The following is a 26,390-nucleotide window of genomic DNA, read 5'->3' as shown; positions in this document are numbered from 1 at the left end:
CTTGGGACGTCACGGGTGCAGCCCCGGGAAGCCGAGTCCGGTCCGCTCCGGCCAGCCCATGCGCACGTTCATGGACTGCACCGCGCCTCCGCCGCCGCCCTTGACCAGGTTGTCCAGCGCGCCGATCAGCAGGGCGTGCCGGGCGGCGGGGTCGACGGCGAAGCCGACGTCGCAGAAGTTGGAGCCGGAGAGCAGCTTGGGCTCCGGGTAGCGGTACTGGCCGCGCTTGTGCGCCACGACCCGGACGAACGGCTCGTCCGCGTAGTGGCGCCGGTAGGCGGCCCGCAGCGCGCGCTCGTCCGCCCCGTCGGCCAGCGCGACCCGGCACAGCACCTGCACGCCGCGCACCGCCTCGACGCCGGTCGCCGTCATCCGCGTCGGCAGACCGGTCGCCTGGGCGATCTCGGCCTCGTGGCGGTGGCCGTGCGGTGCGAACACCCGGAGGGCGCCGCTGCGTTCGGCGTGCAGGTTCTCGGCGCCCGCGGAGACTCCGGAGCCGCTCGAACCGGTCCTGGCGTCCACCGTCACCTCACCGGTGACCAGGCCCTCCACAGCGGCCGGGTGCAGGGCGAGGACGGCGGCCGTGGCCATGCAGCCGGGCACGCTGATCCGGTCCGCGCCGATCAGCTCCTTGCGGTGCAGCTCCGGGAGTCCCGGTGTGAAGGAGGCCAGTTCGCCGGGGGCGGTGTGCTCGACTCCGTAGTACGCGGCGAAGACCTCGGGGTCACGCAGCCGGAAGTCCCCGGAGAGGTCGATGAGCAGGTCCGTGAGGGCGGCGAACCGGCCCAGCTGTCCCATGCTCTCGCGGTGCGGCACGGCCGTGAACAGCACGTCGCACCGGCCGAGCCGGTCCGGCTCCACGAAGGTCAGGTCGGTGAGACCGCGCAGGTTGGGGTGCGCGCCGTCGACCCTGCGGCCGGCCAGGGTGCGCGAGGTGGCCGCCACCAGCTCCACCTCGGGGTGGCCCAGCAGGATGCGGATCAGGTCTCCGCCGATGTAGCCGGCGCCGCCGACCACCGCGACCCGGGTCACCACCGCCGCCTCCCCAGCACCACGTCGATCAGCGCGTCGGCGACCGACGTCCGCTCCCCCAGCGCCCGTTGGAGTCCGGAGAACTCCAGCCCGGCGTTGACCTCCAGCACCTGCGGCCTCCCGTCTGCGTCCTCGATCAGGTCGACCCCCGCGATCCGCGCGCCGACCGCTTGTGCCGCGGCGAGCGCCAGCGGCCCGAACTCCTCGGCGTCCTCGCACAGTTCGACGTGCGCGCCGCGGGCCACATTGGTGCGCCAGCCGTCCGAGCGGCGGTACACCGCGCCGATCACCTCGCCGCCCGCGACGCCCACCCGGATGTCCCGGCCGGGCTTCTCGACCAGTTCCTGGACGTACACCACGTGCGACTGGGGTGAGGGCAGCGCCGCGACGTACTCGAGCACCGCCTCCGCGGCCGCGCGGTCCATGATCCTGGTGACCAGCCGTCCCCAGGAGCCGACCAGCGGCTTGATGACGGCGGGGCCGCCCAGTTCGTCCAGCGCGTCGAGCGCGGCCTCGGGGGTGAGGGCGAGCACCGTGCGCGGGGTGGGCAGCCCGGCGCGGGCCAGCGCGACGCTGGTGCGCCACTTGTCCCCGCACAGGGCGGTCGCGGCGGCCGAGTTCACCACCTCGTGTCCGGCTGCCTCCAGCAGTTCGGCGCCGTAGCAGGCCCGGGTGTGGGAGATCTCCCGGTTCAGCACGACGGGCAGCGGGCGCGGCCGGCCGGGGTGCGCGGAGCCGCGCAGGGTGCGGGCGTCGAGCTGCACCCAGGGCACCGAGCGGCGCTCCAGCGCCTCGAACAGCCGTTTCTCCTCGGCCCGTACCCGGGAGACCAGCACGGCGACCTCGGGGACCTCGTACGTCATGAGGCGCCCGCCATCCGGGCCACGACGTCCAGGTTCGCCCACAGCTTCTCGATGCCGTCGGCGTACCGCTGGAGCGCCTCGCCGGCGTCGGGGTTGAGGTGGCGCTTCTGGAGGGTGAGGGAGTCCTCGACGACGGCGCGGGTGACGGGCAGGTCGCCGTTCTCGGCCGGCGGTCCGTCCAGTGCCGCCCAGGGGTGGCCGGAGCCGAAGCCGACGCGGTCCTGGAAGACCTTCTGCTCGGACAGCGGCATCAGCTGGTAGCGGGAGACCGGCACGCCCTCGGCGCGCAGCAGCCGGTGCACCGCGGCCCGGAACGCGCCGGGGGTGACCTCCTCGGGCAGGCCGGCCGCCCGCGGGTCGAGGCGGAAGCGCAGGATGTGCCAGGCGTGCGTGCTGCCCTCGGCGACGGTCGGGACGGTCAGGCCGGGCAGTTCGGCCAGGCGCGCGAGGAACGCCTCGACGTTGCGGGTCCGGTCGGCCTCGTAGCGGTCGAAGCGGTCCAGCTGGCTGAGGGTGAACGCGGCCTGCACGGAGCTGAGTTTGTGGTTCCAGCCGAGCCGGTAGGAGACGTAGTCGCGGTCGCGGCCCGGCTCCATCACCTCGCCGAACTGGCGGCCCATCCGTGCCGCGCGGGCCACCTCCTCGTCGTCGGTGACCAGCAGTCCGCCCTCGCCGCAGGTGGGCAGGTTCTTGGTGACCTGGAGGCTGAACACCCCCGCGCGTCCCAGACCGCCGACCGGGCGGCCCCGGTAGCGGGCGCCGTGGGCCTGCGCCGCGTCCTCCAGTACGGCCAGGCCGTGCCGGTCGGCCAGTTCGCCGAGGGCGTCCATGTCGGCCGGGTGGCCGTGCAGGTGGACGGGGAGGATCGCGGCGGTGCGGGGGCCGATCGCGGCGCGCACCGCCGCCGGGTCCAGGGTGAAGGTGACCGGGTCGACGTCCGCGAAGACCGGTACCGCCATCTGGTGGACGGGGGCGAGCGCGCTGGCGATGAAGCTGAGCCCGGGCACGATCACCTCGTCGCCGGGGCCGACGCCGAGCGCGGCCAGGGCGAGCTGGAGCGCGGTCGTGCCGTTGGAGGTGCCCACGCACCAGCGGGTGGCGCAGCGGTCGGCCCACGCCCGCTCCAGCCGGCTGACGGGCGTCTCCCCGTCGGCGTTGGAGACCAGCGACTCACCGTCCAGGGTGTCCAGTACGGCCTTGCGGTCGTCGTCCGTCACCACCGGCCAGGGCAGGTTGCGCAGGTCGCGCGGGACGGCGGGGCGGCCGCCGAGCGCGGCCAGGCGACGCGCCTTGGCGTCGGCGGCGGGGGCGGTGTCGGCGCTGCTCACAGGGCCCTCCAGGCATCGTGTACCGCGGCGACCCCGCGATGGTAGGCCTCCTCCAGGCGGGCGGCGTGCCCGTGCAGTTCGCGCAGGGCGGCGCGGGGGTCGGGGTGGCCGTGGGCGGCGCACAGCCGGACGCCGGTCCAGGCGTGCGCGACCGCCTCCACCCGGCGGCCGGCCTCGCGCAGCTCCGGGACGTCGTGCTCGACGCCGAGGCGGCGCAGCAGTTCGCCGTGCAGGCCGGCCTGGGCCTGCATCCCCCAGCCGAACGGATACGCGTCGCGCAGCGCGCCGGGTTCGCCGGCGGCGGCGCCCTCGCGCAGGTCGTCCAGGAAGCGGCGCAGACCCGGCAGTCCGGTCCAGTCGCCCGCCGGGCCGCGTTCGTCGCCCTCGGCGAACCGCTCGCCGTCGGCGGCGAGCGCCCGTTTGAGGAGTCCGCGGTCCAGGGGCGGCAGTTCGTCCACGGTGACCGTGAGGTAGCGGCGGTCGATCCGCGAGTCGCTGAAGAACGCGTCCTGCTCGTCGCTCGGGTTCGCCGACTCCCAGGACCTGCGGAAGGCGGCGGCGTCGATCACCCCGGAGAACGCCGGGGGCATGGCGTCGGAGACGGTGACCGTGCCCGCCGCCCGGTCCACGTCGTGGACGACGATCAGGTGTGCGGCGTGCACGTCCCCGTAGGCCGGCCGGAACGGCAGGTGGAAGTTGTCCACGGCCGCGACGGGGAGCATCCCCCGGCCGGTCAGAGCGGCCAGCTCCGCCAGCGGGTCGTCGTCGTCGGCCGCGCGGTGCCAGCGCGAGGAGATGCCGTGGTACGGCGCGATGCTGCGGGCCACGTCGTCGGGGTGGGCGCCGGCGAAGTAGAACTCCTCCGAGCGCACGTCGCCCGGCCGGAAGCGGAACTCCCAGTGCAGGCCCAGCACGTCGAGGGGTGCGCCCCCGGCGCGGGCGATGTTCTCGGCGAGGGTGGCCCACAGGCAGCTGATCACATCGCGGTACCACAGGCCGGCGGCGGTGGGCAGGAGGGCGGTGGTCACCGGTCACCGTCCAGGGCGGCCGGGCCCACCGACTCCAGGGTGAGCGCGAGCACGTGCAGGGCGATGTGCCGCGGCAGGCGCACGCCGTGCAGGGTCGCGATCCGGGTGACCGGCACCCGCTGCGACCACAGCACCGCCGCCACGCCCTGCTGGACGTGGTGCGGGTAGTGCATCACCGGGGTGCGGGCGGCCTCGCGCTCGCCGAAGCGGGCCGGAGCGGCCCAGAAGTCCGAGACGCGCACCGCCTCGAAGTCGACCTCGCCGTCGGCGAAGTGCAGCGCCAGCTCGCTCTCCACCCGCCGCTCGCCGGAGGCCAGCAGGTGGATCCAGTCGTAGCGGCCCTCGGGCAGCGGCAGGTACTGGCCCGCACAGCGGATGTTGTCGCCGTCCGCGGTGGTCTGCGGGAACCGGTACGGCACGTCGCCGACGACGAGTTCGCCGCCCGGGGCGGGCAGGTGCTCGGCGGGGAAGGAATTGCGCCAGACGTTGAACCGGCCCGCGCCGGTCTCCCCCACCGCGGAGACGGCCCGGTTGTTCCAGTGCTTGTCCAACCGGACCGGCAGGAAGCGCTTGACGGCGTGCAGCGCCGTCTCCCCGCCTCCACCGGCCGGACGTTCGATGGCCGAGGCTGTCACCCGATCTCCGTCCACGGTCGTCCTCCGCGCCCGGCCGACCGGATCGCAACCGCGGCGCCCTGATGCCAGCACGCTACGGGCCGGCGGTCACCCGCACGTCCGCTCGAATGAGGAGCGCCGCCGGTCCGCCGCGTTGACCCCAGCAGCGGCCGGATCAACGCCGTGACTACAGCCGTTGACGGCCGCGTAACGAGGACGATGACGAGGCCGGACGACGGGGCCGCGAAACCCCCGGGGCCCCGCCCGCGCCGGACGCGATGGCCCTACGATCGGCCGCACCGTCGTCCCCACCTGGAAGGGCAGCCGATGACCGACCGAGAACCCTCCCGTATCCTCGCCCTGTGGAGCGCCCCGCGCTCCCGCTCGACCGCCTTCCTCCGGATGATGGCGGAGCGGGGCGACTACACGGTGGTGCACGAGCCGTTCTCGCACGTCGCCGACTTCGGCAAGGCCGACGTCGCGGGACGGACGGTGCACAGCGAGTCCGAACTGATCGCCGCGCTGCGCGAACTGTCCGCGCGGACACCGGTGTTCTTCAAGGACACGACCGACTTCCACTACCCGGGGCTGCTCGCCGACACGGAGTTCCTCGCCGAGGCCGAGCACACGTTCATCATCCGGCACCCCGCGGAGATCGTCGCCTCGCACTACGCGCTCAACCCCGCCCTCACCCGGGACGAGATCGGCGTCGCCCGGCTCGGCGAGATCCACGACGCGGTGGCGGCGCACACCTCCCGGACCCCGGTGGTGGTGGACTCCGACGACCTGCTCGCCGCGCCCGAGGAGACCGTGCGCGCCTACTGCGCGGCCGTCGGCATCGACTTCCGCGCCGAGGCGCTGAGCTGGCAGCCGGGGCTCCGCGAGGAGTGGCGCTCCACCAGCGCCTGGCACGAGTCGACCAGCCGTACCAGCGGCTTCACCAAGGTGGCCTCCTCGTACGCGGACACCGTGGACAACAACCCGCTGCTGGCCGAGTTCGCCGACTATCATCTGCCCTACTATCTGGCGCTCAAGGCCGACCGGATGCCGGTGCCGGGGGTCTCGGGCCGCTGACGAGACGACCGGGAGAGCCCGTGGCCGCAGAGATCGCACTGCTCGGTGTCCCGTCCTGCGCCGGGACGCACGGCCCCGGTCAGGAGAAGGCCCCGGCGGCCCTGCGGGCGGCGGGACTGCCCGAGCGGCTGGCGGCGGCCGGGTGGAAGGTGACGGACCACGGGGACCTGCCCGTGGTCCCGTTCCGCACCGACCCGGCCCGCCGCACCAGCCAGAACCTCGACCGGGTGGTGGAGGTCGTCGAGGCGGTCGCCGTCGCGGTGGGCGGGATCGTCGACGCGGGCGCGCTCCCGTTGGTGATGGGCGGCGACTGCACCGTCACCCTGGGCGTGGTCGCGGCCCAGGTCGCCCGGCGGCCGCGGACCGGACTGCTGTACTTCGACGGCGACCTGGACCTCTCCGTCCCGGAGACGACCCGCTCGGGCGTCCTGGACACGATGGTCCTCTCCCATCTGCTCGGCGAGGGCGCGCCCGAGCTGTACCGGGCGGGGCCGCGCACACCGCTGCTGCCGGCCTCGGCGATCGTGGCGTTCGGGCACGAGCCGGCGGAGCTGGGCGCCCCGGCCCGTGAGCGGATGGCGCGGCACGGGCTGCGCGCCCACCCGTGCACGGAGATCACGGCGCCCGGCGCGGACCCGGTGTCGGCGGCCCGGGCGGCCCGCGAGGAGCTGACCGCCGGCCACGACGGTTTCCTGCTGCACTTCGACGTCGACGTCATCGACTCGGTGGACTTCCCGCTGGCCAACTTCCCGCACTTCAACGAGGGGCTGCCGTTGGACGTCGCCCGGGACTGCCTCACCGAACTGTGCTCGGCCGCGCACCTGGCCGGGCTGGTCGTCACCGAGGTCAACCCGGACCGTGACCCCGGCGGCGACCTGGTCCGCACCCTGGTGGACATGGTGACGGGCGCACTGGAGAGCGCCCTGGACGCACGCGAGCGCGGGGCCTGAACCTCAGCGCGCGTCCCGGTCCGCCGGCCGCAGCCGCAGCCGCATCACGGGCCGTTTCGGGGTGCGCCGGGCGACCTCCTCGAAGCCCTCGGCGGCGAGCAGTCCGACCAGCCCGTGGTAGGCGGCGTCCGTCGGCACGGGTCCCAGCGCCTCGTCGACCGGATACGCCTCCAGCACGGCGGCGCCCCGGCCGCGGGCGTGTTCGACGGCCGCCCGCACCAGTTCGCGCGCGACGCCCGCGCCCCGGTGCCGGGGGTGGACGTAGAGGCAGACCAGCGACCACACCTCCGTGTCGTCCACCGGTTTGGTGACCGGGGAGCGGTCCAGCCGGGAGTACTCGGCGCGCGGGGCGACCGAGCACCAGCCGGCCGGTTCGCCGTCGCGGTGGACGACGAGTCCGGGCGCGCGCCCGCCGTCCACCAGTTCCTTCAGCGCCCGCCGGTTGCCCTCGCCCCACTCGGTGCGCCGCTCCTGGGGCGTCTGCCGGAAGAACATGCACCAGCAGCCCTTGACCGATCCGCGCTGCCCGAGCAGCGTCTCGACGTCCGCCCACGCGGCGGGGCCGGCCACCGTGGCCGCCGCCTTGCCTGGTTCGCTCACGGCTTCCTCCGCGCCTGGTTCCGCTGCCCGCAGGGCAGGCTACCGGGCCGGGTTCAGGAGACCGCCTTCGCCACCCGTTCGAGGGGGAAACGCTGCTCGGCGACGACCGGGCCGCGCTGGAAGCCGAGCTGGGCCGCGTAGAGGTCCTCCGGCACTCCCCGCACCACCACGGTGGGCACCGCGGACTCGTCGAACTCCCAGGCGACGCCCGCCGGTTGGCCCACCACGGAGAAGGTGCTCCCGGCCACCCGCTCCAGCGCGCAGGCCGGTTCGCCGTTCAGTCCGACGACCAGGCGCCCGTCCCGCGCGGTCAGCTCGGCGACCGCCCCGTCGACCAGAGACTCCAGGCCCTTGCCGCCGCCGAACAGGGGCATCAGCTGGTTCGGCAGCAGGAAGCCGCCGGTGAACCGCTCCAGCGCGGCGTCGTCGCGGGGCAGCGGCGGCCGGTACGCCGAGATGCCCGTGCCCTCCTCGCGCCAGCGCGCGACCAGCTCGGGCGGGAAGAGACCGAGCACGAAGTCGTTGATCAGCACGTCGATCACCAGGTGCACCCGGGTGACCTCGCTGTCGTTGCGCAGCCAGTGGCGCTTGGAGAAGTCTCCCCACCACAGCTCGCCCGGCTGCCAGCGCATCCGCTCGCCGTCGACGACCATGACCACGTCCGGGTGGGTCCGGATCGGCACGTGCAGCCGCACGGAGCCGAACTGGGGGTTGCAGCCGGCGTCGTTGTGCTCGCCGATGTCGGCGCCCGGCGGCAGGGTGAGCAGCCGGACCATCAGCTTGGGCACGTCGAGGCCGGCCAGCAGCTCGGCGAGGTAGGGGGCGTGGTCGAGCGCGGGGGTGGGCCGGAACGGTTCGAGCTGGGGGGCGGGGCCGCTGCCGCCGCCCTGGGCGTAGAGGTCGACGCCGGTCCACTCGCCGTCGTGGTACGGGCCTGGCTGCGGGGCCTGCGGGAGGGTGCGCAGCCGGTCGAGGTCCTCCGCCAGGCGGGCGGGGTCGTAGGTGCGGGGCAGCCGAGCGGAAATCACAGGACGTCAACTCCCTTGTGCCAGGCGAGCGCGGTCTCGTACACCCGCTCGTCGGTGATGCCGTAGTGGGCGAGCAGTTCGTCGTGGCCGCCGACCCGGTCGCAGAACCGGTCGGGCACGCCGATCCGGCGCAGCGGCACGGGGCAGTGCTCGGCGAGCGCCTCGGCGACGGCGCTGCCCAGGCCGCCGATGACGCTGTGGTCCTCGACGGTGAGCACCCGGCCGGTGCGTTCGGCGGCGGCCACCAGGGCCGGCACGTCGAGCGGTTTGACGGTCGCCATGTCCAGGACGGTGGCGGCGAGGCCGTCGGCGGCGAGCCGGTCCGCGGCCCCGAGGGCGGCGAGCACCGGCTGCGGTCCGCAGGCCACCAGGGTCACGTCCCCGCCCTCGCGCAGGACGTCGGCCCGGCCGAGGGCGAACGGCCGGCCGGCCGGGCCGACGGGGGCGGTGGCACGTCGTGCGAGCCGTACGTAGCTGGGGCCGGGGAGGCCGGCCAGCAGCGGGACCAGCCGGGCGGCGGTGGCCGAGTCGCTGGGGACGACGACCGTCATGTGGGGCAGGGCCCGCATGACGGCGATGTCCTCCAGGGACTGGTGGGTGGGCCCGAAGTGGCCGCCGGAGAGGCCGCCGTGGGTGGCGGCGATGTGCACGGGCAGGTTGTTGTACGCGATGTCCACCTTGACCTGCTCGCCGGCGCGCAGGGCGGCGAAGGAGGCCATGGTGTGGACGAAGGGGACCTTGCCGGCGGCGGCGAGGGCCGCGGCCGTGGTCATCATGGTGGCCTCGGCGATGCCGAGGTCCACGTAGCGCTCGGGGTGGGCGGCGCCGAAGCCCTGCGCGACGCCGCCCATGTCGGAGTCGCAGCACCAGATCCGGGGATCCTGTCCGGCGTGCTCGGTGAGGGCTTGGCGGAAGGCGTCGCGGCCCGTCGTCGCGGCGAGGTCCTGCGGGTGGGCGGTCATCGGTCCTGCTCCGTCCTCGACGCGGCGGCGAGGGCCTTGAGGGCCCGGTGCCTGAGGGTGGGCGACAGCAGGGCGTAGTGGCTCTTGGCGCGGTTCTCCAGGAACGGCACTCCCCTGCCCTTGACGGTGTCCGCGAGCAGCACGGTGGGGACGCCCGGCTCGGCCGGCGGCTCGCGCAGTGCGGCGCTCAGCGCGTCCAGGTCGTGGCCGTCGATCTCCACGGCCCGCCAGCCGAAGGCCCGCCAGCGGTCGGCCAGGTTGCCCCGGTGCGAACTGCCGTTGATCTGGAGGCGGTTGCGGTCCACCACGGCGGTCAGGTTGTCGAGGCCGAGTCGGGCCGCCGAGTCGGCGGCCTCCCACACGCTGCCTTCCTGGAGTTCGCCGTCACCGAGCAGGACGTAGGCCCGGTTGTCCCTGCCGTCCCGCCGGGCGGCCAGGGCGAGTCCGAGTCCCAGGGCGAGTCCGTGGCCGAGCGAGCCGGTGGGGAACTCGACGCCGGGCACCGTCCGCAGCGGGTGGCCGCCCAGGCGGCTGCCGCTGCGGGCGTAGGTGTCCAGCTCCTCGACGGGCAGGAAGCCGCGCTCGGCGAGCACCGCGTACAGGCCGGCGGCGGCGTGGCCCTTGCTGAGCAGGAAGTAGTCGCGTCCGGGCCACTCGGGCTCCTCGGGCCGCACGCGCAGCACGTCGAAGTAGAGCGCGGTGAGGATGTCGGCGGCGGACAGCGCTCCGCCGATGTGCGCCCCCTCGGGGCTCGCCGCCATGGCGACGATGTGCTGCCGTACGCGCAGCGCCCGCTCGGCGAGCGGAAGACCGGCGCGGGCGGTCGCCGTGGCGGCCGGATCGGTCACCGTGGCGGCCGGCTCTGCGGCAGCCGGATCGGCGGCGGCCGGCTCCGGGGCAGCCGGATCGGTGGCGGCCGGATCGGTGGCGGCCGGGTCGGTGGCGGCCGGGTCGGTGGCGGCCGGGTCGGTGGCGGTCTGGTCGGTGGTGGTCATCGGGCACCGCCGGGGGTGTCGGGGTCGGTCGCCCGGGCCAGCAGCTCGGCGAGCGCGGGCACGTGCGGGGGTCGCATCATGGTGTAGTGGTCGCCGGGGACGTCGTGGATCCGCAGCGGCCGGTCGAGCAGCCGCTGCCAGCCGGTGACCGGGCTGTGCGGCTCCTCGGCGGCGCGTACGGCGGTCAGCGGGCCGTCCCACGGTGTGAGCGGATACCCGCGCACCGCCCTGACGTTCGCGTTGAACACCGCCATCAGCCGGGACAGCTGGCCGGTCGCGGTGTCCGGGGGCAGGACGTCGGCGGCGGCCGCCCGGGACAGCAGCTCCTCGGTGAGCCGCTCCGGCGGCACCGTGCGCAGCTCGTCCGGGTCGATCTCCAGGCGCCGGTCGGCGGCCCGGCCCAGTTCCCAGCCGAACCAGGCGGCGAGGTCGGCCTCGTCCGCCTGCTCCAGACCGTTGTCGAGGTTCGGCGGGCCGCCGTCGAGCATGGTGAGCGAGGCCACCTCGCGCCCGGTCCCGCGCAGCCGCTGGGCGACGGCGTAGGCGACCACACTGCCGACGCAGAAGCCGACGAGGTGGTACGGGCCGTCCGGCTGCACGCCGACGATGGCGTCGAGATAGTGCTCCACCGCCTCCTCCAGCAGGTCCACCGGGTGCTGTCCGGCGTCCAGGCCGAAGGACTGGAGGCCGTACACCGGCTGGTCCTCGGGCAGGTGCCGGGTCAGGTCGAGGTAGCTGAGGGCGTTGCCGACCGCGGGCGGCAGGCAGAACAGCGGCGGCCGGGAGCCGGCGGCCCGGATGGGCACGATCGGCGACCAGGCGCCGGACGGGCCGGTCCGCAGCTCGGCGGCCATCCGCTCGACGGTCGCCCCGCCGGCGAACAGCGAGGAGAGCGGCAGCTCGCGGCCGTGTTCGGCGGCCACCCGGGACAGCAGCCGCACGGCGCGCAGCGAGGTCCCGCCCAGGTCGAAGAAGTCGTCGGTGACGCCGACGGGACGACGGCCGAGGACGTCCTCCCACAGGGCCACCAGCGCCAGTTCCAGACCGTCCCGGGCCGCGACGTGCTCGCTCTCGTCGGTGACCGGGCCGGGGTCGGGCAGCGCCTTGCGGTCCGCCTTGCCGTTGGGCGACAGCGGGATCTCCGCCAGCCACACCACGGTCTCGGGCACCATGTACTCGGGCAGCGAGCGGCCCATCGCCTCCCTCAGCCGCGCGGTGTCGACCCGTTCGCGGTCGCCGACGGCGTAGAGGACCAGCCGCTGGTCCCGGGCGAGCGCGACGGCGTTGCGGATCCCGTCCACGGCCCCGGCGACGGCCTCCACCTCGCCGAGTTCGACGCGGAAGCCGCGCAGCTTCACCTGGTCGTCCAGCCGGCCGAGGAAGTCCAGCGCGCCGTCCGGCCGCCAGCGCGCCAGATCGCCGGTGCGGTACATGCGGCCGCCGTGGAAGGGGTCGGTGACGAAGCGCTCGGCGGTGAGTTCCGGCCGGTTGAGGTAGCCCCGCGCCACCTGGACGCCGGCGATGCACAGTTCGCCGGGGACGCCGACCGGGGCGGGCGCGCCGCGCTCGTCGAGCACGTACAGCCGGGTGTTGGCGATGGGGCGCCCGATCGGGACGCCCGGCCCTGGCTCGTCGGGGCGGCACTCCCAGTGACTGACGTCGATGGCCGCCTCGGTGGGGCCGTACAGGTTGTGCAGGCCGCAGTGGCCGGCCTCGGCCAGGAAGCGGCGGGCCAGGGCGGCCGGCAGCGCCTCGCCGCTGCACACCACCCGGCGCAGCGAGGTGAGGTCCGAGACCTCCTCCACCTCCAGGAACACCTCCAGCATGGAGGGGACGAAGTGGGCGGTGGTGACCCGTTCGGCGCGGATCAGACCGGCCAGGTAGCGCGGGTCCTTGTGGCCGTCCGGGCGGGCCACCACCAGCCGGGCGCCGGTCATCAGCGGCCAGAGGAACTCCCAGACCGAGACGTCGAAGCCGTACGGCGTCTTCTGGAGCACGGTGTCGTCGCCGCGCAGGCCGAAGCGGTCCTGCATCCAGCGCAGCCGGTTGACGATGCCCCGGTGGCTGTTGACCACGCCCTTGGGCGTTCCGGTGGAGCCGGAGGTGTAGATGACGTACGCCGTGTCGTCCGGTGCGTTGACCGGCTCGGGCCGGTGCGGCGTGCACCGTTCCAGGGCGGCGGCCTCCTCGTCCAGGTCCATCACCAGCGGGGCGGCCGAGGGCACCCGGTCGCGGGCGGCGGCGTGGGTGAGCACCACCTTCGCCCCGGCGTCCTCGCACACGAACGCGAGCCGCTCCTCGGGGTGGTCCGGGTCGAGCGGCACATAGGCGCCGCCCGCCTTGAGCACCGCGAGCAGCGCGATCACCAGTTCCGTCGAGCGGTGCAGGCACAGGCCCACCAGCTCACCCGGCCGCACGCCGAGCGCGCGCAGCCGGTGGGCCAGGCGGTTGGCGCGCCCCTCCAGCTCCCGGTAGGTCAGCTCGGCGCCCTCGAAGGACACCGCCACGGCCTCGGGCGTCCGGTCCGTCTGCCGGTGGATCAGCTCGTGCACGGCGTCCACGGGCGGGTGGTCGACGGCGGTGGCGTTCCACTCGCGCAGCAGCAGTCGGCGTTCGGCCGCGGGCAGCACCGGCAGGTCCCCGACGGGCCGGTCCGGGTCCTCCACCACGGCCTGGAGCAGGGTGCGCAGCTGGGCGAGGAACCGGTCCACCCAGCCCTCGTCGAACAGGTCGGTGCGGTACTCGACCGCGAGGTCGATCCCCGAGGGGCCGTACGCGGCCGACATGTTGAGGTCGTACTTCACCTCGCTGCGCCGCGCGGGCAGCGGCTCGACACGCAGCGGACCGCGGGGCGCGGCGGGCGGCGGGGTGTTGTTGACCGCGAACATCACCTGGAACAGCGGGGCGAGCGGGGCGGAGCGGTCCGGCTGGACCGCGTCGACGATCTCCTCGAAGGAGAGGGCCTGGTGGTCGTAGGCGCCCAGCGCCACTTCGCGGACGTCGCCCAGGAGGTCGGTGAAGGTCCGCCGCGGGTCGATCCGGACGCGCAGCGGCAGGGTGTTGATGAAGCAGCCGATCATCGGCTCGACGTCGGCGCTGAGCCGTCCGGCCACCGGGGTGCCGACGACCAGGTCGGTGCGTCCGGTGTAGCGGTGGAGCAGCACGTCGAAGGCGGTCAGCAGGGTCATGAAGAGGGTGCCGCCGTGCAGCTCCGCCAGCTCGGCCAGGTCCTCGGCGAGCGCGGCCGGCAGTCGCGCGGTGCGCAGCGCTCCGGCTCCGCTCCCGGCGGCGCCGGTGCGCGGGTGGACGGAGGGCAGTTCCAGCACCGGTGGGGCGCCGTCGAGCGCGGTGCGCCAGTAGGCGCGCTCGCGTTCGCCGGACCCCTCGCCGTCCGGGCCGCTTCGGCGGCGCGCGTAGTCGCCGTACTGGAGCGGCAGCGGCGGCAGCGAGTCGGGGCGGCCGGCGGCGAAGTCCGCGTAGAGGGTCTCCAGTTCGGACAGCAGCCGGCCCAGCGACCAGCCGTCGATCACGATGTGGTGCGCGGCCAGCGAGAGCACGTGCTCCGTCGGGCCGATCCGCAGCAGCTCGGCGGTGAACAGGGGGCCTGTCGCCAGGTCGAACACCTGCCGGGAGGCACGCTCGACCGCCTCGTCCACCCACCGCCGCGCGTCGGACTCGCCGGTCAGGTCGCGCACGGCCAGCGGCAGCGGCCGGGCCGGGTGCACCCGTTGCACCGGTTCGCCGTCGACGAGGTGGAAGGTGGTGCGCAGCACCTCGTGCCGGGCGACGATCCGGTCCAGGGTGGCGCGCAGCGCCCGCTCGTCGAGCGCGCCGTGGACGCGTACCGCGAGCGGCACGGTGTAGGCGCAGCCGCCGGGCGCGATCCTGTCCACCAGCCACAGCCGGCGCTGGGTCGGCGAGGTGGGGTGCTCCTGGACGGCCGGGTGGTCAGTCGCCATCGGCACGCACCGCTTCCGCGTCGACCAGCTCGGCGAGTCCGGCCACGGTCGGGTTCTCGAACACCGCCTTGAGCGGCAGGGTGACGCCGAAGGCGTCGGCGATGCGGGAGACCAGCTGCATGGCGAGCAGCGAGTGGCCGCCGAGGGCGAAGAAGCCGCTGTGCGCGCCGACCCGGTCCACGCCGAGCAGTTCGGCCATCAGCGCGGCCAGCCGCTGTTCGGTGCCGGTGCGGGGCGCCACCCACTCCTCCTCGGCGGCCGCCTCCGGCTTCGGGAGCGCCGCCCAGTCGGTCTTGCCGTTGGCGGTGACCGGCACGGCGTCCAGGAAGAGGCAGCCGGCGGGCACCGCGGCGGCCGGGAGCCGCTTGCCGAGGTAGCCGCGCAACTGGGCGGCGGTCGGGGCGGGTTCGGTGGCGGCCACCACGTAGGCGGTCAGCCGGACCTCCCCGTCGCGTGCCGGTGTGCCCGCGACGACGGCCCGGCGGACGCCCGGGTGCCGGGCGAGCACCGCCGCCACCTCGTCGGGTTCGACGCGCACGCCGCGGATCTTCACCTGGCGGTCCCTGCGGCCCAGGATCTCCAGTGTGCCGTCCAGCCGGTGCCGGCCCAGGTCGCCGGTGTGGTAGAGCAGGTCGTCGGGGTCGCCGGTGGCCGGGTTGGGCCGGAAGGCGGTGCGTGCGCCCGTCTCCTCCTCCTCGACGCAGACGTAGCCGAGGCTGCGGTACGGGGTGCGCAGGACGATCTCGCCCACCTCGCCGATCCCGCAGGGCGTCCCGGAGGCGTTCAGCACCAGCGCCTGGCCGCCCGGCAGCGGGCGGCCGACCGGCTGCACGCCGGCGGCGGGCGGCTGGGGGACGGTCCAGGAGCAGGCGGCGAGGGTGGTCTCGGTCGGGCCGTACAGGTTGACCACGGTGCTGTCCGGGTGGGCCGCCCGCCAGCGCTCCACCAAGGTGTCCGTGAGCGGCTCGCCCGCGAAGAAGGCCAGCCGCAGGGCGGTGGGCCCGGTGTCCTCGGCGGGGCGCTCGGCCAGCCAGGCGGTCGCGAGCGCGGGCACCGTGTGCAGCACGGTGATCCGCTCCCGCGCCAGCCAGCCGGGCAGTTCGCCGGGCAGCAGCTCGTCGCCCCGCTCGGGCACGCACAGGGTGGCGCCGGAGACCAGCGGGAGCAGCAGGTCGCGCAGCACGACGTCGAAGGAGAGCCCGGTGAGGAAGGCGGTCCGGTCGCCGGCGCCGACCTGGAAGGTGTCGCGCTGCCAGGTCAGGAAGTGGGCGAGTCCGCTCTCCCGGCCGAGGACGCCCTTGGGGACGCCGGTCGTGCCGGAGGTGAAGAACAGGTATCCGGCCTCGCTGCCGTAGGTGCGGCCCGGCTCGCACGGCCCGAGGTCGCCGAGCGGGAGCCCGGTGTCCCGGGGCACCTCCAGCACGCCCAGTCCGTCGCGGCGCAGCGGCGAGTCCTCGCCGTCCTCCGGCGCGGTGACCAGGACCACCCGGGTGGCGCCGGACCGGCTCAGCAGGCTCTGCTGGCGCAGCCGGGGCAGCTGCCGGTCGACGGTGGCCAGCACGCCGCCGCCCGCGAGCACCGCGAGCATCGCCGCGGCCAGGGCCGGGCTGCGGTGTCCGGAGACCGCGACCACGGGCCGCTCCGCGCTGTCGGGGCGCAGGCCGAGGGCGGTGCGGATGGCCTCCGCCCGCTCCCACAGCTCCGCGTAGCTCCAGCGCTGGGCGCCGCACTCCACGGCCGTCGCGTCGGGGGCGCGCACCAGCTGCGCGTGCACCAGGTCGCGCACGGTGGGCTGGGGCTCGGCCTTCTGCGTCCGCGCGGGATCGGGCAGCGTCCGCTCGCCGGCGGGGAGGACCAGGGAGAGGCGCGAGATCGGCGTGTCGGGGGCGGCGGCGGCCTGTTCCAGCAGCCGGACGAGCTGGCCGAGGAGGTGTTCGACGCGCTCCGGGCGGTACAGCGCGGTCTGGAAGACGGCTTGCAGCACCAGTTCGTCGCCGGTCTCGCGCGCGTAGAGGGTGAGCGGGAACTTGGCGGGCGGGCGGGACGGTTCGAGGAACTCCAGGGGCAGCGGGCCCAGCCGGTCGGCGGTCTCCACCGTGTTGGTGTGGTTGAACATCACCTGGAAGAAGGGGGTGTGCGCGGCGCCGCGCTCCGGCCGCAGCTCCTCCACCAGGTGTTCGAAGGGCAGTTCCTGGTGTTCGTAGGCGGCGAGGGTGGAGCGGCTGACCCGCTCCACCAGGCCGCGGAAGGTCGGCTCGCCGCCGAGGTCCGCGCGCAGGGCCAGCGTGTTGAGGAAGCAGCCCACCGCGTCGGCGAGTTCGGGCCGGGAGCGGCCGGCCGTGGGGACGCCGACCACCACGTCCTCGGTGCCGGCCAGCCGGCCGAGCAGCAGTTGGAAGGCGGCCAGCGTGATCATGAACGTGGAGGCGCCGCCGGAGGCGCCCAGCGCGCGCAGCCCGGTCAGCGTCCCGGCGGGGACGCGGGCCGAGCACACCTCTCCGGCGTAGCGCTCGGCGCCGGGCGCCGGGCGGTCCCGGGGCAGCGTGAGCACCGGGGGCGCGCCGTGCAGCGACGTACGCCAGTACTCCAGGTCGGCGCGGTGCGCGCCGTCGTCCAGGCGGCCGCGCTGCCAGGCGGCGAAGTCCGCGTACTGCACCGGCGGCGCGGCCTGCTCGACCGTACGGCCTTCGCTCGACTGGGCGTAGTAGTCGCCGAGTTCGCGCATCACCACGCCCAGCGACCAGCCGTCGACGACCGCGTGGTGCGCCACCAGCAGCAGCACGTGCGAGTCGGCCGCCTCGCGCAGCACCGCCGCGCGCAGCAGCGGGCCCTCGGTCAGGTCGAAGACGCGGTGCGTCTCGGCGGTGATCCACTCGTCCACCGGTCCGGCCTGCTCCGGGTCCAGGACGGTCAGCTCGACCTCGGCCCGCCCGGCGACGACCTGCACCGGTTCGCCGTCTGCCTCGCGGAAGGCGGTGCGCAGCGCCGCGTGCCGGTCCACCACCGTCCGCAGCGCCGCGGCCAGCGCGTCCAGGTCGAGGTCACCGGTGATCCGGGCCGCCAGCGGCACGTTGTAGGCCGGGTTGCCGGGGTCGAAGCGGTCGACGAACCACAGGCGGCGCTGCGCGTACGAGGCCGGGGCGGGACCGTGGGCCGCGGCCGCGGGTATCCGGTCGGACGGGCCGTCGGCCGCCTCGTCCTGGAGCAGGTCGAGGAGCCGTTCGCGCTCCTCGGCGGAGAGGTCGGCAAGGTTCTCGGTCATCGGGCGCTGCCTTTCGGGTCCACGGCCAACGAGGCTCGGGCGGCGTGCGCGGCGAGCATCGCCGCCTCGATGCGAGGGGTGAGCGAGGCCACGGTGGGATGGTCGAACACCTCGCGGAGCGCGAGCTCCACTCCGAAGCTCTTGTGGATGTCCCACACCAGCTGCACCGCGGCGATGGAGTTGCCCCCCAGTTCGAAGAAGTTGTCGTGCACGCCGAGTTCCGGTACGTGCAGGAGGGCGCACCAGAGTTCGGCGAGCGTGCGTTCACGGCGGTTGCGGGGCTTGACGACGGCGCGGGCCGCCGTGAGGTCGGCCGCGGCGGGAGCCGGCAGCGAGCGGCGGTCGATCTTGCCGCTGGGGCTGAGCGGCAGCGCCTCCAGCAGGACGAAGGCGTCCGGCACCATGTGCGCCGGGAGCCGGTCCGCCAGGTGGGCGCGCAGTTCGGCCGCGGTGAGGGCGTCGTCCGCGGCGACCGCGTACCCGACCAGCCTCGGGTGGCCGGGGTTGTCCTCGCGCAGCAGCACGGCGGCGGCGCGCACCCCCGGGTGCTCGGCCAGCACCGTTTCGACCTCGCCCAGTTCGATCCGGAAGCCGCGCAGCTTGACCTGGTCGTCGACCCGGCCGAGGAAGTCGAGGCGTCCGTCGGGCAGCAGTCTGACCAGGTCGCCGGTCCGGTAGATCCGCGCGTCCGGGTCGGGCAGGAACGGGTCGGGCTTGAAGCGCTCCTCGGTCAGCTCGGGCCGTCCCAGGTAGCCGCGGGCCAGTCCGGCGCCGCCGATCCACAGTTCGCCCGGTGTCCCGGTCGGCAGCAGCTGCCGGCGCCGGTCCAGGACGTAGGCCCGCATGTTGCCCATCGGCCGTCCGATCGGCGGTGATCCCTCGTAGGCGCCGGGGCGGCATTCCTCGGCGATCACCGTCACGGTGCCCTCGGTGGGTCCGTAGCCGTTGATGAAGCGCCGGCCGGGGACCGACCAGTCGTCGACCAGGCCGCCGGAGAACGCCTCGCCGCCGACGAAGGCGATCCGCAGCGCCGGGAACTCCTGCCCGGGCAGCAGCTTCATCACCGCGGGCGGCATGTCCATCACGGTGATGCCCTGCTCGGTCATGAACCGGCTCAGCGCGCGCACCGACAGCAGGGTCTCCTGCCGGGCGAGGCAGAGCCGGGCGCCGCTGGTGAGCGCGCCGAAGATCTCGAACGCCGAGACGTCGAAGCTCAGCGAGGCGAACTGGAGCATCCGGTCGTCGGGGCCGAGGCCGAACATCTCGTGGACGTTGGCCATGAAGTTGCAGACCGAGCGGTGTTCGATCAGCACGCCCTTGGGCCGTCCGGTGGAACCGGAGGTGTAGATCACGTAGGCGAGATCGTCCGGCCCGGAGAGCGGCTCGGGCCGGGTGTCGGGCAGCGCGGTCCAGGTCTCGTCGGTGTCCAGCTCGATCACCGCGGCCGTCGTCCCGGGCAGCCGCCCGCGCACCGCGGACTGGGTCACCACGACCGGGGCGGCGCTGTCGGCGAGCATGAAGGCGAGCCGGTCGGCGGGGTAGGCCGGGTCGAGCGGCACGTACGCGCCGCCGGCCTTGAGCACCGCGAGGACGGCGACCACCAGTTCCGGCGAGCGCTCCACGCAGAGTCCGACCCGGCTCTCCCGGCCGACGCCGAGGTCGCGCAGCCGGTGCGCCAGCGCGTTGGCGCGGCGGTCCAGCTCGCCGTAGGTCAGCGCGGCGCGGTCCTCGAACACCACCGCGACCGCGTCCGGGGCGGCGTCCGCCCGGCGCTCGATCAGCTCGTGCACGGTCGCCGCGTCCTCGAAGGGGCGCGCGGTGTCGTTCCAGGTGTGCACCTGGTCGTGGTACTCGTCCGCGTCGAGCAGCGGCAGCAGCGTGAAGGGCCGGTCGGGCTCGGTCAGCGCGGCGTCGAGCAGGGTGCGGATCGTCGCGAGCGTCCCGCGGACGGTGTCCGGGGCGTACAGGTCGGACCGGTACTCGGCGGTGAGCCGCAGGCCGCCGCTGTGCGGGGTGGCGGAGAAGCTGAGGTCCGCGCGCGCGGTGCCGGCGTCCAGTTCGGTCACGGTGGCGCTGAGCGGGCCGAGGCCGAACTCCGCGCGGTGCGCGTCCTCCAGGGCGAACACCACCTGGTAGACCGGGTTCTGGTCGGCGGAGCGGCCGGCCGCGGCCAGTTCCACGATCCGCTCGAACGGCGTGTCCTGGTGCTCGAACGCGCCCAGGACGACGGCGCGGACCCGGTGCAGCAGGTCGCGGAAACCGGGCTCGCCGCTCAGGTCGGTGCGCAGCGGCAGGGTGTTGATGAAGCAGCCGACCAGCGGCTCGCTGCCGGGCGCGTCGCGGCCGGCCACCGGGCTGCCGATCACCACGTCCTCGGCGCCGGTGATCCGGCTCAGATACGCCTGGCAGAGCGCGGCCAGGGCCATGAACAGGGTGACGCCCTCGGCCCGGCACAGGGTCCGCAGCGCGTCCAGCGTCCGGGGCTCGATGTCGAGGCTCACCCGGCCGCCGCGGTTGGTGGGCCGGGACGGGCGTACGAAGTCGGTGGGCAGTGCGAGGTCCTGCGGCGCGCCCTCCAGCGCGCCGCGCCAGTACTCCGCGTGGGGGCCCTGCGCCGCCGCGTCCGCCGCGTGCTGGAGCTGTCCGGCGAGGTCCGCGGGCTGCACGGCCGGGGGCGGCGCGGGCGCGCGGCCGGCGCGGGCCGCCTCGTAGCAGTCGGCGAGGTCGCGGCTGAACACGCCGAGCGACCAGCCGTCGAAGACGATGTGGTGCAGGACCGCCAGCAGGACGTGCCGTTCCTCCCCCAGGCGCAGCAGTTCGCAGCGGATGAGCGGACCGGTGGTGAGGTCGAAGCGGTGCCGGGCGATCCGCTCCGCGCGGCCGAGCCGTTCCGCGTCGTCGCGGACCTCGACCACCGGGAGGTCGAGGTCGGGCACGGCGCCGACGACCTGGAGGGGTGTGCCGCCCTCGACCACGAAACGTGTGCGCAGCGCCTCGTGGCGCTCCACCACCGAGCGCAGCGCCTGCCGCAGCGCCGCCTCGTCCAGCGGTCCGGTCAGCTCGAAGGCGAGCGGCACGTTGTAGGTGGTGCCGGAGTCGTCGAGGCCGTGCATCAGCCACATCCGGCGCTGGGACGGCGACAGCGGCAGCGGCCCGGAACGGTCGGCGGTCGCCGGCTCGGGCCGTGCGTCCGCGCGCCGGGGCGCGGCGGCCACCGCGCCGGCCAGTCCGCGGACGGTGGGCTCGGCGAACACCGCGGTGAGCGGCAGTTCGACGGCGAGGCGTTCGCGCAGCCGTCCCGTCACCCGGGCCGCCGATAGGGAGTTGCCGCCCAGCAGGAAGAAGTCGTCCAGCGCGCCGACCCGGTCCACGCCGAGCACCTCCTGCCACAGCCGCGCGAGGTCGGCCTCGACGCCCTCGGCCGGCGCCACGTACGCGCCGGCCAGCTCGTCGCGGCCCGCGGCGGGGGCCGGCAGGGCGGACCGGTCGACCTTGCCGTTGCGGGTGAGCGGCAGCGCGTCCAGCGGCGTGAAGGAGGCGGGGACCAGGTGTCCGGGGAGCCGTTCGGCGAGCCAGGAGCGCAGTGCGGCGGCGTCCGGCCGCTCGCCGGGCCGGAACACCGGGTAGGCGGCCAGCCTCGGGTCGCCGGGGACGTCCTCGCGCAGGGCGACCGCCGCGCCGCTGATCCGCGGGTGGGCGCACAGCGCGGACTCGATCTCGCCGAGTTCGATCCGGAAGCCGCGCAGCTTGACCTGGCCGTCGGCGCGGCCCACGAACCGCAGGCTGCCGTCCGGGTCGCGCACGGCGAGGTCTCCGGTGCGGTAGTACCGCGAGCCGTCGGGCTCCAGGGTGACGAAGCGCTCCGCGGTGAGCTCCGGCCGGTTCAGATAGCCGCGGGCCAGTCCCGTGCCGCCGAGGAACAGCTCGCCCTCGGCGCCGTCGGGCACGTCCGCGCCCCGGTCGTCGAGCAGCCGGGCCTCGATGCCGCGGATGGGCCGCCCGATGGACGGCTCGCGGTCCTCGTCGCCCGCGGGCACCTCGCCCGCGGTGGCGACGACGGTGCACTCGGTCGGGCCGTAGTGGTTGACCAGGGTGAACGGCAGTCCCGCGGGCGGGTGGCGGTGCAGCCGGTCGCCGCCGGTGAGCAGGTAGCGCAGCCGGGTTCCGGTCGGCCACTTCTCGGCGATCACCAGTTCGGCCAGGGGGGTGGGCAGGAACGAGACGGTGATCCCCGCCCCGGTCAGCCACTCCACCAGTTCGGCCGCCGAGCTGTGCTCCTCGGCGGCCAGGTGCAGTTCGGCGCCGGCGGCGAGCGTCGGCCAGATCTCCCACACCGAGGCGTCGAAGGCGGTGCCCGCGATCTGGGTGGTGCGGTCCCGCGGGGTCAGTCCGTACGCCTCACGGTGCCAGGCGACCAGGTGGGACAGGCCCTCGTGCACGATCTCCACGCCCTTGGGCAGGCCGGTGGAGCCGGAGGTGTAGATGCAGTAGGCGAGGTCCGACCCGTCCGTGTGCACGGGGGCCGCTCGCCGCTCGCCGCCGTCCTCGTCACGCGGCACGTCGAGGGCCGGGCAGTCGAGTGCGGGCAGCGCGGGCCGCACCTCCGGCTCGGTGAGCACCAGGCGGGCGCCGGCGTCCCTGATCAGGAACTCCAGCCGCTGGGCCGGATAGCCGGGGTCGACCGGGACGTACGCCGCGCCCGCCCGGAGCACGGCGAGCATGCCGACCACCATCTCGGGCGACCGGGTCGTGGCCAGCACCACGCGGTCGCCCGGCGACACTCCCGATTCCTGGAGCCGGAGCGCCAGCGACTCGGCCCGGCGCACCAGGGTCCGATAGGTGAGGCGGCGGGTTCCCTGGACGACGGCGATCGCCTCGGGACGGGCCTCGGCGGCCCTCGACACCAACTCCTGCACCGGCAACGTGTTCACGAGTTCCGCCTCTCGGTCCGTTCAGTGGTCGGCGACCGCTTCCGCGTTCGGATCGCCGGTCTTCGCCTCGACCGCGTCGTCCGTGCCGCCGTCGTCCGCCGCGTCCGCCGCCATGTCGTCGGCGGGCGGCGGGAGTTCGCTCATCGCGCGGATCGGGGAGAACACGATCCACAGCGCCGAGGCGAAGAGGCCGGCCGCGCCCACGAACAGCGACGGGCGCAGTCCGATCGAGTCGCCGAGCCAGCCGCCCAGCAGCGCGCCCAGCGGCACCACGCCCCAGGACAGGAAGCGGTAGCTGGCGTTCATCCGGCCCAGCATCGCGTTGGGTGTGATGGTCTGCCGCAGACTCACGACCTGGATGTTGGCGACCATGGTGCCCACCCCGCCGATGAAGAACGACAGCAGGAGAAGCCCCAGGGCCACGGGGCGCGGACCGCCCGCGAGCGGCACCAGCACCGGCGCGGCGCAGCCCAGCACCATCGCGAGCGTGACGGTGTTGCCGAGGCCGAGGCGCTCGGAGATCCGCTTGGCGATCAGCGAACCGGCCAGCGAGCCGACCGCGCCGCCGCCCAGGACCAGACCGACCGTCCCGGGCGAGAAACCCAGTTCCCGGGTGGCGTAGAGCAGGAAGACGGTCTCCAGCACCAGCCAGAACATGTTGTACGTGGCGGCCTCCAGCACGCAGGCGCGCAGGACCCGGTTGCCGAAGGTGAACCGCAGTCCCTCGGCGATCTGCCCCCGTACCGGCGGGTGTTCGACGGGCCGGGGCGGGGCGGGCTCCCGCTTGCGGACCAGACCGAGTCCGCCGGCCGAGACGGCGAACGCGATCGCGCTGACCAGGATCGCCGTCTGCGGTGTCAGCCAGCCCGCCAGCCAGCCCGCCAGGGCCGGACCGCCGACCTGTGCCGCCGACGCGCTGACCTGGAGCTTGCTGTTGCCCTCCATCAGGTTGTCGCGGTCCACCAGCGACGGCAGATACGACTGGTACGTCACTTCGAACAGGACCGTGAACACGCCGACGGCGAGCGCGACCGCGACCAGGTAGCCGAGGTTCAGCTCGTCCAGGGCGGCCAGCAGGGGGATGAGGGCGAGCAGGGCGGCGCGGCACAGGGTGCTCGCCAGCATCACCGGCCGGCGCCGGTAGCGGTCGGCCCAGACGCCGGCGAACAGGGTCAGCACCAGGAACGGAAGGTAGGAGGCGGCGTTCAGCACACCCATCGCCTTCGCGTCCACCTTCAGGGTGACCGCGGCGGTCAGCGGCACGGCCAGGAGCGTGACCTGGCTGCCGAACTGGGCAACCGTGTCTCCGGCCCAGAAGACCATGAAGTCACGGTTGCCCAGGAGGGAGCGGTGCCCGGTCACTCGCCCCAGTCCTCCTCGACCTCGGGCGCCAGGGCGACCAGGACCGGGTCGAGGGCGAGGATTTCGAGCTCGCTCGCACACCCGGAGCAGTCGAGGATCTCGCCCTTCCTGGACCCGGCCGGGAGAGCCAGCCCCTCCTCGCACTCAGGACAGACGACCATGGGGACCTCCTGAAACCGGTTCGGATGCGGTGGCTGCGGGCGCCACCGACGGCCGAACCTACCCACCGCTTTCCGGGCGGTCGTCCGCGCCGCATTGACCTGCGTCGCAGGGCTGTTCAACGCTGCGCTTACCCCGGCTCACAGCGGTGCGGACGGCGCGCGTCCGTTCCGGCCGGGGCACCGGGCGCGGGGCCGGCGCCACGGGATGTTCATGGAGGACGTCTTGACAGGACCGACAGGAGCCGAAGCCTTGTTGTCGCACGTCAAGAGATGCCATCTCCCTTGATATGAAAGGGTCATGTGCAGATCAGATGCTGATAGCGTGATGCGGCTGAACGAAGAGGGTGTCACCATCCCCGACCCAAGGATGACAAATGTCCCTTCGAGTACTGGTCTGCAACGACCTGCCGATCGTTCTTGACGGGCTTCGCAGTCTCATCGAGGCCGAACCGGACATGCTGGTCATTGGCACCACCAACAGCGGTATGGAAGCGATCATGATGGCGCGCGCCCAGCGGCCCGACGTGGTCGTGACCGGTCTGGACCTCCAGGGCATCAACGGCACGGAGATGATCCGCCGACTCCTCCGTGAGCCCGGAGAGACGCCGCCCCGCGTCGTGGCGCTGGCCATGAACGACGACGACGAGACCCTCGTCAGCCTGCTGCACCTCGGTGTCAACGGCGTACTGGTCCGCGGCGCCACGGGGCAGGAGCTGAGCGCCGCCGTACGGTCCGCCGCCAAGGGCCAGACGACACTCGCTCCGCAGATCGCCACCCGGCTCGTCGACTGGTACCGGCGCGACAGCCGCGGCCGCAGCGAGGCGTTGCGCATCCCCACCGAGGAGATCACCGCCCGCGAGCGCCAGGTGCTGACCCTGCTGGCACACGGCCACTCCACGGAGGAGGTCGCCGAGCAGCTGTCGATCGGAGTGACCACCGTACGCACCCACCTCTACCGGCTGCGCTGCAAACTCGACGTGCGCGACCGCGTCCAGCTCGTCTCGCTCGCCTACCGGGCCGGACTGATCCAGTCGGCCTGAGCGGGTGCGGGCGCGTTCGGCGCGGTGGTGTTGAATGCGGACCGACGGTGCCCGCCGGCGCCGTCCCGCTTTTGCCGAGCGCCCCGGAGAGAGCCATGCCCGCCGAGACCGAGACCGGTGTCCGTGACCGGCTCACCGCACACCGGGACCGCTTCGACGCCCGGTTCGCCGACTACTTCGACACGGTCGCCCACCAGCTGTCCCCGCTCGGTTCGTTCGCGCCCGAGGCCCTGGCACTGGTGCGGGACATGTCGTTGCGCGGCGGGAAGCGGCTGCGCGTCGCGCTGCTGTACGAGGCGGCCCGGCTGGTGACCTCCGAGGCGGTGGCCGGGCTGGAGGAGGCCGCGCTCAGCGTCGAGTTGCTCCAGACCCACGGCCTGATCCACGACGACATCGTCGACGACTCCCCGGTGCGCCGGGGAGCGCCGTCGGTGTACTACGCCTACCGCGAGCGCTTCGCCGACCGTCCGCAGACGGCGCTGGGGCTGGCGGTCCTCGCCGGGGACCTGGCCGCGTTCCTGTCGGTGCGGGTGCTGCTCACCGCGCCCGTGCCCGGTGAGCTGCGGCAGGCGATGGCGGCCGTGCAGGCGACGGTGGGCGCGGACACCGTCGTCGGACAGTTCCTCGACCTCGAACGCGACTTCGGCCCGCTGCCCGACCGCGCGCTGCTGGACCTGGTGTCCGAGTACAAGAGCGCCCGGTACTCGGTGCTCGCCCCGTTGCGGCTGGGCCTGCTCGCGGCGGGCGCGGACCCGGCCGCCCACGAGGGCGAACTCGCGCGGTACGCGACGCTGGTCGGGATCGGCGGCCAGATGTGCGACGACTACCTGGACCTGTTCGGCGACGCCGACGCGACCGGCCGGGCGGCCGGGTCGGATCTGCGCGCGGGCCGCCGCAGTTACGCGGTGTGCGCGGTCCTGGCGGCGGCGACCGGCCCGGAACGCGAGCTGGTGGAGTCGGCGCTCGCCGACCCCGGCTGCCCGGCCGGCACCGTCGAGCAGGTCCGCGGCCTCGCCGGCCGGCACGGCGTGGACGCACGGATGCGCGCGGACATCCGCCGTACCGCCGAGGAGGCGGCCGCCATCGCGGCCGGCTGGCGGCCGCGGTGGCGCGCGGAGGCCGTCGACTTCTTCGAACGGCTGCCGCTGTGGGCCGCGCGACGCGCCCGGTGACCTCCCCGGCGGCGGCCGCGCACGGGCGG

Annotated in this window: 18 protein-coding genes; 4 read left to right on the top strand and 14 right to left on the bottom strand. The window is 74.5% G+C overall.

Annotated elements, in window-relative coordinates:
* Positions 1-9: 9 nt before the first annotated feature.
* The 5 genes from argC to ABEB07_RS31515 are packed head-to-tail and all read right to left on the bottom strand — an operon-like array spanning position 10 to position 4,886.
* Positions 10-1,032, bottom strand: coding sequence for an N-acetyl-gamma-glutamyl-phosphate reductase (gene argC / locus ABEB07_RS31535; protein WP_345671625.1), 1,023 nt, complete (start codon positions 1,030-1,032; stop codon positions 10-12).
* The gene (locus tag ABEB07_RS31530) at positions 1,029-1,895 is read right to left on the bottom strand and encodes a RimK family alpha-L-glutamate ligase (RefSeq protein ID WP_176146875.1); all 867 of its coding nucleotides are present in this window, start codon (positions 1,893-1,895) and stop codon (positions 1,029-1,031) included. The genes argC and ABEB07_RS31530 overlap by 4 nt, the downstream gene beginning before the upstream one ends.
* Positions 1,892-3,223 carry a DegT/DnrJ/EryC1/StrS family aminotransferase gene (locus tag ABEB07_RS31525; RefSeq protein WP_176146876.1) on the bottom strand — a complete coding sequence of 444 codons (1,332 nt, stop codon included), beginning with the start codon at positions 3,221-3,223 and terminating at the stop codon, positions 1,892-1,894. Before ABEB07_RS31525 ends, ABEB07_RS31530 begins: the two co-directional genes overlap by 4 nt.
* Positions 3,220-4,251: a BtrH N-terminal domain-containing protein gene (locus ABEB07_RS31520; protein WP_345671455.1), complete on the bottom strand. Its 1,032-nt coding sequence runs from the start codon at positions 4,249-4,251 to the stop codon at positions 3,220-3,222. The genes ABEB07_RS31525 and ABEB07_RS31520 overlap by 4 nt, the downstream gene beginning before the upstream one ends.
* On the bottom strand, positions 4,248-4,886 hold the full coding sequence (locus ABEB07_RS31515) for a hypothetical protein (protein WP_345671454.1): 639 nt from the start codon (positions 4,884-4,886) through the stop codon (positions 4,248-4,250). Before ABEB07_RS31515 ends, ABEB07_RS31520 begins: the two co-directional genes overlap by 4 nt.
* 306 nt (positions 4,887-5,192) lie before the next feature.
* On the opposite strand from ABEB07_RS31515, the gene ABEB07_RS31510 reads away from it, so the two are divergent.
* Both ABEB07_RS31510 and ABEB07_RS31505 read left to right on the top strand, forming a co-directional pair.
* Positions 5,193-5,939, top strand: a complete 747-nt coding sequence (locus tag ABEB07_RS31510) for a sulfotransferase-like domain-containing protein (RefSeq protein WP_345671453.1) — start codon at positions 5,193-5,195, stop codon at positions 5,937-5,939.
* 20 nt (positions 5,940-5,959) lie between these two features.
* Entirely contained in the window at positions 5,960-6,889 is a 930-nt protein-coding gene (locus ABEB07_RS31505; RefSeq protein ID WP_345671452.1) for an arginase family protein, read from the top strand.
* A gap of 3 nt (positions 6,890-6,892) precedes the next feature.
* On the opposite strand, the gene ABEB07_RS31500 is transcribed toward ABEB07_RS31505, so the two are convergent.
* From ABEB07_RS31500 to ABEB07_RS31460, 9 genes are read right to left on the bottom strand one after another with little or no spacing between them, the layout of a single operon-like run.
* Positions 6,893-7,489, bottom strand: a complete 597-nt coding sequence (locus ABEB07_RS31500; protein WP_345671450.1) for a GNAT family N-acetyltransferase — start codon at positions 7,487-7,489, stop codon at positions 6,893-6,895.
* A gap of 53 nt (positions 7,490-7,542) precedes the next feature.
* Entirely contained in the window at positions 7,543-8,517 is a 975-nt protein-coding gene (locus tag ABEB07_RS31495; protein ID WP_345671449.1) for an aspartyl/asparaginyl beta-hydroxylase domain-containing protein, read from the bottom strand.
* Positions 8,514-9,479: a transketolase family protein gene (locus tag ABEB07_RS31490; RefSeq protein WP_345671448.1), complete on the bottom strand. Its 966-nt coding sequence runs from the start codon at positions 9,477-9,479 to the stop codon at positions 8,514-8,516. The genes ABEB07_RS31495 and ABEB07_RS31490 overlap by 4 nt, the downstream gene beginning before the upstream one ends.
* On the bottom strand, positions 9,476-10,474 hold the full coding sequence (locus ABEB07_RS31485) for a transketolase (protein ID WP_345671447.1): 999 nt from the start codon (positions 10,472-10,474) through the stop codon (positions 9,476-9,478). Before ABEB07_RS31485 ends, ABEB07_RS31490 begins: the two co-directional genes overlap by 4 nt.
* Positions 10,471-14,433 carry a non-ribosomal peptide synthetase gene (locus ABEB07_RS31480; protein ID WP_345671446.1) on the bottom strand — a complete coding sequence of 1,321 codons (3,963 nt, stop codon included), beginning with the start codon at positions 14,431-14,433 and terminating at the stop codon, positions 10,471-10,473. Before ABEB07_RS31480 ends, ABEB07_RS31485 begins: the two co-directional genes overlap by 4 nt.
* On the bottom strand, positions 14,423-17,695 hold the full coding sequence (locus ABEB07_RS31475) for an amino acid adenylation domain-containing protein (RefSeq protein ID WP_345671445.1): 3,273 nt from the start codon (positions 17,693-17,695) through the stop codon (positions 14,423-14,425). Before ABEB07_RS31475 ends, ABEB07_RS31480 begins: the two co-directional genes overlap by 11 nt.
* Positions 17,692-22,626: an amino acid adenylation domain-containing protein gene (locus ABEB07_RS31470; protein ID WP_345671443.1), complete on the bottom strand. Its 4,935-nt coding sequence runs from the start codon at positions 22,624-22,626 to the stop codon at positions 17,692-17,694. Before ABEB07_RS31470 ends, ABEB07_RS31475 begins: the two co-directional genes overlap by 4 nt.
* A gap of 21 nt (positions 22,627-22,647) precedes the next feature.
* The gene (locus ABEB07_RS31465) at positions 22,648-23,988 is read right to left on the bottom strand and encodes an MFS transporter (protein WP_345671442.1); all 1,341 of its coding nucleotides are present in this window, start codon (positions 23,986-23,988) and stop codon (positions 22,648-22,650) included.
* On the bottom strand, positions 23,985-24,149 hold the full coding sequence (locus ABEB07_RS31460; RefSeq protein WP_164584908.1) for a lysine biosynthesis protein LysW: 165 nt from the start codon (positions 24,147-24,149) through the stop codon (positions 23,985-23,987). The genes ABEB07_RS31465 and ABEB07_RS31460 overlap by 4 nt, the downstream gene beginning before the upstream one ends.
* 374 nt (positions 24,150-24,523) lie before the next feature.
* Between ABEB07_RS31460 and ABEB07_RS31455 the strand changes: the two genes are divergently transcribed.
* Both ABEB07_RS31455 and ABEB07_RS31450 read left to right on the top strand, forming a co-directional pair.
* A complete protein-coding gene (locus ABEB07_RS31455; protein ID WP_176146887.1) occupies positions 24,524-25,189 on the top strand; it encodes a response regulator in 666 nt (221 codons plus the stop codon).
* A 95-nt stretch (positions 25,190-25,284) separates the two neighbouring features.
* A complete protein-coding gene (locus tag ABEB07_RS31450; protein WP_345671440.1) occupies positions 25,285-26,361 on the top strand; it encodes a polyprenyl synthetase family protein in 1,077 nt (358 codons plus the stop codon).
* Positions 26,362-26,390: the final 29 nt, after the last annotated feature.

It is taken from the genome of Streptomyces similanensis, assembly GCF_039543625.1.
Taxonomy (GTDB): domain Bacteria; phylum Actinomycetota; class Actinomycetes; order Streptomycetales; family Streptomycetaceae; genus Streptomyces; species Streptomyces similanensis.
This window is presented reverse-complemented; position numbering and strand designations above follow the sequence as displayed.

Bases quoted from the DNA above. Each gene is read 5' to 3' on its own strand.
- ABEB07_RS31480 (WP_345671446.1), bottom strand. From the start codon at position 14,433: ATGGCGACTGACCACCCGGCCGTCCAGGAGCACCCCACCTCGCCGACC.
- ABEB07_RS31455 (WP_176146887.1), top strand. From the start codon at position 24,524: ATGTCCCTTCGAGTACTGGTCTGCAACGACCTGCCGATCGTTCTTGAC.
- ABEB07_RS31460 (WP_164584908.1), bottom strand. From the start codon at position 24,149: ATGGTCGTCTGTCCTGAGTGCGAGGAGGGGCTGGCTCTCCCGGCCGGG.
- ABEB07_RS31510 (WP_345671453.1), top strand. From the start codon at position 5,193: ATGACCGACCGAGAACCCTCCCGTATCCTCGCCCTGTGGAGCGCCCCG.
- ABEB07_RS31490 (WP_345671448.1), bottom strand. From the start codon at position 9,479: ATGACCGCCCACCCGCAGGACCTCGCCGCGACGACGGGCCGCGACGCC.
- ABEB07_RS31530 (WP_176146875.1), bottom strand. From the start codon at position 1,895: ATGACGTACGAGGTCCCCGAGGTCGCCGTGCTGGTCTCCCGGGTACGG.
- ABEB07_RS31475 (WP_345671445.1), bottom strand. From the start codon at position 17,695: ATGACCGAGAACCTTGCCGACCTCTCCGCCGAGGAGCGCGAACGGCTC.
- ABEB07_RS31450 (WP_345671440.1), top strand. From the start codon at position 25,285: ATGCCCGCCGAGACCGAGACCGGTGTCCGTGACCGGCTCACCGCACAC.
- ABEB07_RS31485 (WP_345671447.1), bottom strand. From the start codon at position 10,474: ATGACCACCACCGACCAGACCGCCACCGACCCGGCCGCCACCGACCCG.